Raw genomic sequence first — 6,411 nt, forward strand, 5'->3', positions numbered from 1 at the left:
GAAACGCCTGGGCGGCCGCCGACTCCGCGGAGAAGGCCGCCCGTCTGGCGAAGGCCGCCGGAGCCGGCTCCAATCGCGCGCAGAGCGCGGCCGAGCAGGCCCGCCGCCACGCCTCCGAGGCCGACCGGGCCGCGAACGCCTCCGCGGCACTGGCCCGCCAGTCAGCCCAGGCTGCCTACCAGGCCCGCGACGCCGCCCGCTCCGCCGCCACCCACGCCGAGAACGCCGCCACCGCCGCAGACAACGCCGCCCAGCACGCAGGCCAGTCCGCCGAAGCGGCTGCCGAGGCCACCCGACAGGCGGAGGAGGCCAGGAAGGCCGCGAACACGGCGAGCGAGGCGGTCAAGACCGCCGGCGGTGTCTACGAACTCGCCCGCAAAACCGAGGCCGAGGACCTCGCCGCTCGTACCGCTGCATCCGTCGAGGCCGCCCGCGACCTGAAGACCGCGGACGACGAGGACACCGCAGGCATCGGCGCCATACTCGCCGAATGGCAGGCCCAGGACCAGGAGGCCGCCACCCTGACAGCAGAGGCCACCCGGCCCGACGCGGACTCCAAGGCACTCGCTGCCAGGGGTCGCAAGGCGGCCCTTACGGCTATGAAGACCGGCGGACCCTGGAGCCAGGAAGCCGCCGCTGACGCTCTCTCCGGGACCGACGACACCGTCCTCGACTGGGTGCGCACCGGCCGTGACAAGGCCGAGCGGGACGACATGCGCCAGAGTGTGTGGGAGGTCGCCCAGGACAGTTCCGATGAGGTCGTACGCACCGCCGCGGCCCAGGCTCTGAAGGGCGACGCCGACCAGGTCAAGGCCTTCTACACCGTCGGCCAGTACGAGGCCGCAGTTACCGACAACCGCGTCCGCGCCTACCAGCTGATCGCCACCGGCGGCACCAGTGTCAAGGAAGCCGCCGAGAAGGCCCTACGGGACGGCTCGCCCAAGGCCGTCGCCGCCTTCCTGCGGACCGGTCAGCGCATGGCGCGCCAGACCGATGAGCGCGTCAGCGCCTACCAACTGCTCGCCAGTGGCGGGCCGGAGGTCCAGGCCGCAGCCAAGATCGCGCTTGCCGGCACGCCCGAGCTCGTCCATGACTTCCTGACGGCCGGCCAGTATATGGCCGACCGCAAGGACCAGCTCGCCACCACCCACGCCGCGCAGATGAGCCGCCTGGTCGCCGAAGCGTCCCAGACCGCGGCGAAGGCCCAGCAGGACGCCTGGGAGGCCACCGAGGCCGCGGCCGTGGCGAGCAACGCGTCCGCCGAAGCGGACAACGCCCACAACCAGGCTCGCGCCTCTGCTGCCCAAGCCGACCAGTACGCCGCGAACGCCAAGACGTCCGCCCAGGACGCCGAAGGCTCCGCCGCCCGAGCAAGCAAGTCCGCCACCACCGCCCGTAACGCTGCACAGATGGCAGCACGTGACGCGAGTAAGGCCACGGCATCCGCTGCCCGCGCACGGGCCTCTGCCAATCAGGCACGCGGATCCGCCGACTCGGCACGCGAGGCTTCGTTCGAGGCCCACGTCTCCGCGGTCGCGGCAGGGAAGGATGCCACGCAGGCTAAGCAGGCCGAAGGCGAAGCCTGGGACATCGTTGCAGAGAAGCGGAGTCAGGAGCGCACCGCCGCATTGAAGGCCGAGGACGAGCGTATCCAGGCCGAAGCCAAGCAGGTCGAAGAGGAGTTCACGAAGGAGCTGGAGAAAGAAATCCGGGCGGGGATCGAGAAGGACAAGAAGACCCAGGAGGAAAGCAGGAAGAACACCTGCTACGTCGGCCTCTATGTATCCCCCATTTACCTTGCCGAATGCTCGATACGGAAGGGGGACAAGGCAGAGTTCCACGACAGTACGCAGGAAGAAATGCAGGCCATGAAGCAGCTCTTCAAGACTGCCCTGGGCGTTGACACCTTCCAGGAATGCGTCGCGCAGAAAAGCGTCGCCTCCTGTGCGCAACTCGCCGTCGAACTCATCCCGGCTGGGAAGACCGTCAAGCTCCTGACACTCGCAAAGAAGGTCAAGACGGCGGAGGAGGCGGCTAAGGCATCACGAATCAACCGTCTTGAGCAATCCGTCGAGACGTGCGTTGGGAAGAACAGCTTCCCCGCGGGAACTCTTGTCCTGATGGCTGACGGATCAAGCCGTCAAATTGAACAGATCCGCGTCGGCGACCACGTGAGGGCCACCGACCCGGAATCCGGCGAGACCAGTTCCCGCCGCGTCGACGCCACCATCTACACACCCGACGACCGCGACTTCACTGACCTTATGATCATATCTCCGGACCGTGCTACCGGAATGATCACCTCGACCGGCAATCACCCCTTCTGGGTCGAGAGCCAACGTACCTGGCGAAACGCCGCCGACCTCAAGGCCGGCGATACCCTGCGTACAGCCACCGGCCAGACTGCACAGATCACCTCCACCAGGCACTGGAAGACCCTCCAACCTGCATACAACCTCACCGTCAACACCGTCCACACGTACCATGTGCTCGCCGGTGCTACACCGGTCCTGGTCCACAACAGCGGAGGATGCCTCATCGTCCTCCGGAACTGGAGCAGCCAGCAGTTCAAGGTCGGAAATGAGGCCTTCCTGCTCGACAGGAAGGGGATGGACCATATCCTTACCCGCCACCACCCGAAGTACTGGGATGGCTCGGTAAAGGTACAGCAGTCCTTCTTTGATGCAAAGATGAGCGTTGAAGATGTTCAAAGCGCCATCGAACAGGTTATGAAAATGAATCGCGACGATCTGCTTAAGAAGGGTAGCCGCGGCATGTATCAGATCAAGGGAAAGGTCAACGGCGTCGACTACGTGCTCGGCATGAACAGGGGCCGGGTTGGCCAGTTCTATCCGGTGAATTCATAGAGGGGTCGGTTAAATGATCGAGATCGAGACGTTCTTGAAGACCGCGGACGGCGAGTTTGTGAAGGTGGAATCCTGTCACACCCCGCCGCCCGACCTCGACTACATCGAAGGCGCCATCCGGATTTCGGTTGACGGAATAGATATTATTGGCCTTCGGGAGTGCGATTACGTCGACCAACTCTGGTGCTATGTTGCCGAGATGGCGGCGAAGCTCAATTTGCCGGGCCGCGTGGAAACATACTTCCCTGATCAGCCGATCAAGCTTTCATTTGAAGTCAAAGGGGCCAGGGTTCTGGTTTCGGCTCATATTGGAAAAGAGACTAGAAGGGCAAATGTCTCATTGATCGAGCTCCGGGATCAGGTCAAAGCTGCTGGAATAGCCTTCTTTGGGAAGATGTCGGAGATTGCTCCGGCTAATTCTTACGCTGAGGCGCAGCGCGATTTGTCAGTCTAACCAGCCCAGAGGCCCTGCCGGGAAGAAATCCGACCTCGGCAGGGCCTTTGCATGGGAGCGGGCCGTTCAGCCTCGGCAGGACAGCGTCGACTGGTGTCGGCCCTCGGACGAACCCTGCGGAAGAGTCGGACGGCAGCCTTCGGATCCAGCGCCATCTGGTCCCGAACCCGCCACAGACGGAGGCCGCACCGACGTGACACAGCAAGGCGGCGACAGTACCGAAGTCCCCACGGAAGACGCGGACACCACGAGGACCAGTTCCCAGTACAAGCCGGGTGCCGCTCCTCGACGCCTTCCGTGGGACCAAGACATCGCTGTAGTGGTGCGGACCAGCGCGCGGCCCCGGTGAAGACCGCCACCGTAGGCGACGTGGTCGGCGAGGGGGCCGGGTTAGTTGCCGACGACCCGAATGAAGGAGCCACCTCACCCCCCGCCATCTCCGAGCGGGTCATGACCGTCAGAGGCGACCAGGCCGGCCGGGGTGGCGCCGAGCCCGATCGAATCGTGGCTGGCGGTGGGTTTTCGGTGGTTCAGCGGTACCGGAACTGCTGGTGAAGGCGGGGTGCTTCGGTTTGCCAGTGCGCGGGGGTCGCTCCAGCGCTGGTGGGAAGCGTCCGCCCCGGGGGTGTGCCAGTTTTGGTAGAGCGTGGGAGGGTTGCTGTAGCCCGCCGCGAGCAGCGAGGACAGCAGCGGTTGGTCGGCTCGCATGCCCGCTTCCACCCGCAGCAGTACCTCCAACTGGTCGCCCGGGTGATTGGCGGGCAGCACGCGGCCCAGATGGCGGCGCAACTGCGATTAGGGTGCGTATTTGGTTGTGATCAATTTTTGGGGTTCGACTGCGTGGGCGGGTCCTGATCCGGTAGACCATGTTGCGTGACGCGGACGCAACTATCAGTTGCTGAGTGGGAGTTCATCGGGCCATATCTGTCGATCGGCGAGTACGGCCCGTACCCGGAGCGGCTGCGGCTGCAGTTCGAGGGCGTGATCTGGCGGTTCAAGACGGGCGGGCAGTGGCGGGAGATGCCGGGGGAGTTCGGCGCGTGGTCGACCGTCTCCAATCGCTTCCGGCAGTGGCGTGACGCGGGCGTCTTCGAAGCCCTGCTGGAGGGCGCGATCGCGGAGGCCGCGAGGCGGGGCGAGGTGGATCTGTCACTGGTCAGCGTGGATTCCACCACCGTTCGGGCCCACCACGATGCCGCCGGGATGCACCTGGGCCGTGACGCCCTGGAGGCCCTGGAGAAGGCCGCGGACGAGGCGGAGAAGGCCCGGCAAAAAGGGGCGGCCCGCAGGAACAAGACGGACAGGACGCCGCAGATGATCCGGGACGCGAGGAGCGGCGACGTGTCCGGCGGCGCAGGCTGCGGCTGAAGGCCGCGCTGCTCGGACGCTCCAGAGGCGGTCAGACCAGCAAGATCCACGTCGCCGGCGACCGCAGGTGCGGCCCGCTGGTGTTCGTGCTGACCGAGGGGCAGGCCGCCGACAGCCCTCAGCTCATCCCCGTGCTCGAGAAGTTACGGGTCCGCGGGCCGGTCGGCCGCCCCCGCACCCGGCCCGACGCGGTCGCCGGGGACAAGGCCTACTCGTCCCGCGGCAACCGCGCCCACCTGCGTCAACGCAAGGTCAAGGCGGTCATCCCGGAGAAGAAGGACCAAGCCGCGAACCGGAAGAAGAAGGGCAGCAAAGGCGGCCGGCCCGTCAGCCACGACGTCGACCTCTACAAGGAGCGCAACACCGTCGAGCGCCTGATCAACAAACTGAAGGCCTGGCGAGGCATCGCCGCCCGATACGACAAGACGCCCGCCAGCTACCTCGCCGGCCTCCACCTTTGCGGCGCGATGATCTGGATCAAAGACCTCACCAGCACCACCCATTGATCACAACCGAATACGCGCCCTAGTTCCTCGGCACCAGAGTGTTCTCGTTGGTGCGGCCGTTGGCGTAGTCGTCGATGTTACGGGTGGTGGCGTCGATGATCTGGGTGACGGCGGTGTGGGTGAAGTAGGCCTGGTGGCTGGTGACGAGGACTTGGGGGAAGGTGACGAGGCGGGCGAGGGTGTCGTCGGTGATGCCTTCGATGGAGCGGTCGGTGAAGAAGACGCCGGTTTCTTCTTCGTAGACGTCGAGGCCGACGCCGGAGAGGCGGCCGGCGCGGAGGGTTTCGACGAGGGCGGCGCTGTCGATGAGGCCGCCGCGGCTGGAGTTGACGAGGATGGCGTCGTCCTTCATCCGGGCGAGGGCGGCGGCGTCGATGAGGTGGTGGGTGGCGGGGAGGAGGGGGACGTGGAGGCTGATCAGGTCGGCGCGGGTGAGGAGTTCGGGGAGTTCGGTGTAGGTCATGCCGAGGTCGAGGCAGGCGGGGTTGGGGGCGATGTCCCAGCCGAGGAGTTCGGTGCCGAAGCCGGCGGCGATGCGGGTGAAGCACTCGCCGATCTTGCCGGTGCCGATGACGCCGATGGTCATGCCGTGGATGTCGCGGCCGAGGAGGCCGTCGAGGCGGAAGTCGAACTCGCGGGTGCGGGTGGCGGCGCGGGTGAGGCGGCGGTTGACGGCCAGGGCCAGCGTCCAGGCGTGTTCGGCGACGGCGTAGGGGCTGTAGTAGGAGACGCGGGCGACGGTGAGGCCGAGGTCGGCGGCGGCGTCGAGGTCGATGTTGTTGAAGCCGGTGGAGCGTTGGGCGATCAGCTTGGTGCCGCCGGCGGCGAGGGCGGCGAGGGTCTCGGCGTCGAGGACGGCGTTGACGCTGCTGCTGACGGCGGGGTAGCCGGCGGCGAGTGGGGCGGTGTCGCGGTTGAGGAACATGCTCAGGCAGCGCAGCCCGTGCCGGCCGGCGAAGGCCTGTTCCAGCAGCGGCCGTTCGTCGGCCTGCACCCCGTACGCGAGGATCTCCATCGGTTGCCCTTCCGCGAGTGGTTCGCTCCACCGGCCACGCTAGCGGGGCCGTCGCAGGGGCGCCCGTCGGACGCACGAGGGGCCGGGCGCGGGGGGGGGCGGGGCCCCGCCCGGGGGGGGGGGGGGCGCTTTCCCGGTACCCCCCCCCGGGGGGGGCCAGCGGGAAGGGGGTGAGCCAGTGTCTTATACACAAAAACCGAC

At 66.7% G+C, this 6,411-nt stretch carries 4 protein-coding genes and 1 pseudogene; 3 read left to right on the forward strand and 2 right to left on the reverse strand.

All coding sequences use genetic code 11. The features are described from left to right. The coding region (locus ACFV6I_RS27170) for a polymorphic toxin-type HINT domain-containing protein (protein ID WP_380428176.1) at window positions 1–2,867 on the forward strand (2,867 nt) is incomplete at its 5' end. A 13-nt stretch (window positions 2,868–2,880) separates the two neighbouring features. Beyond that, window positions 2,881–3,321 (forward strand): hypothetical protein, encoded by a 441-nt coding sequence (locus ACFV6I_RS27175; RefSeq protein ID WP_380428178.1) that lies wholly within the window; start codon window positions 2,881–2,883, stop codon window positions 3,319–3,321. Window positions 3,322–3,744: 423 nt separating this feature from the next. Here ACFV6I_RS27175 and ACFV6I_RS27180 read toward each other — a convergent pair whose 3' ends face one another. Further along, complete coding sequence (locus ACFV6I_RS27180; protein WP_380428180.1) at window positions 3,745–4,110, reverse strand: hypothetical protein; 366 nt, start codon at window positions 4,108–4,110, stop codon at window positions 3,745–3,747. Between the two features lie 84 nt (window positions 4,111–4,194). On the opposite strand from ACFV6I_RS27180, the pseudogene ACFV6I_RS27185 reads away from it, so the two are divergent. Next, window positions 4,195–5,195: pseudogene (locus ACFV6I_RS27185) on the forward strand (IS5 family transposase). 19 nt (window positions 5,196–5,214) lie between these two features. Here ACFV6I_RS27185 and ACFV6I_RS27190 read toward each other — a convergent pair. Continuing rightward, the gene (locus ACFV6I_RS27190) at window positions 5,215–6,210 is read right to left on the reverse strand and encodes a 2-hydroxyacid dehydrogenase (RefSeq protein WP_380428182.1); all 996 of its coding nucleotides are present in this window, start codon (window positions 6,208–6,210) and stop codon (window positions 5,215–5,217) included. Between the last annotated feature and the right edge of the window lie 201 nt (window positions 6,211–6,411).

The organism is Kitasatospora sp. NPDC059803, assembly GCF_042732255.1.
Taxonomy (GTDB): domain Bacteria; phylum Actinomycetota; class Actinomycetes; order Streptomycetales; family Streptomycetaceae; genus Kitasatospora.

What these genes read in the sequence shown, in the direction of transcription:
- ACFV6I_RS27175 (WP_380428178.1), top strand. Translation starts at nt 2,881, where the DNA reads ATGATCGAGATCGAGACGTTCTTGAAGACCGCGGACGGCGAGTTTGTG.
- ACFV6I_RS27190 (WP_380428182.1), bottom strand. Translation starts at nt 6,210, where the DNA reads ATGGAGATCCTCGCGTACGGGGTGCAGGCCGACGAACGGCCGCTGCTG.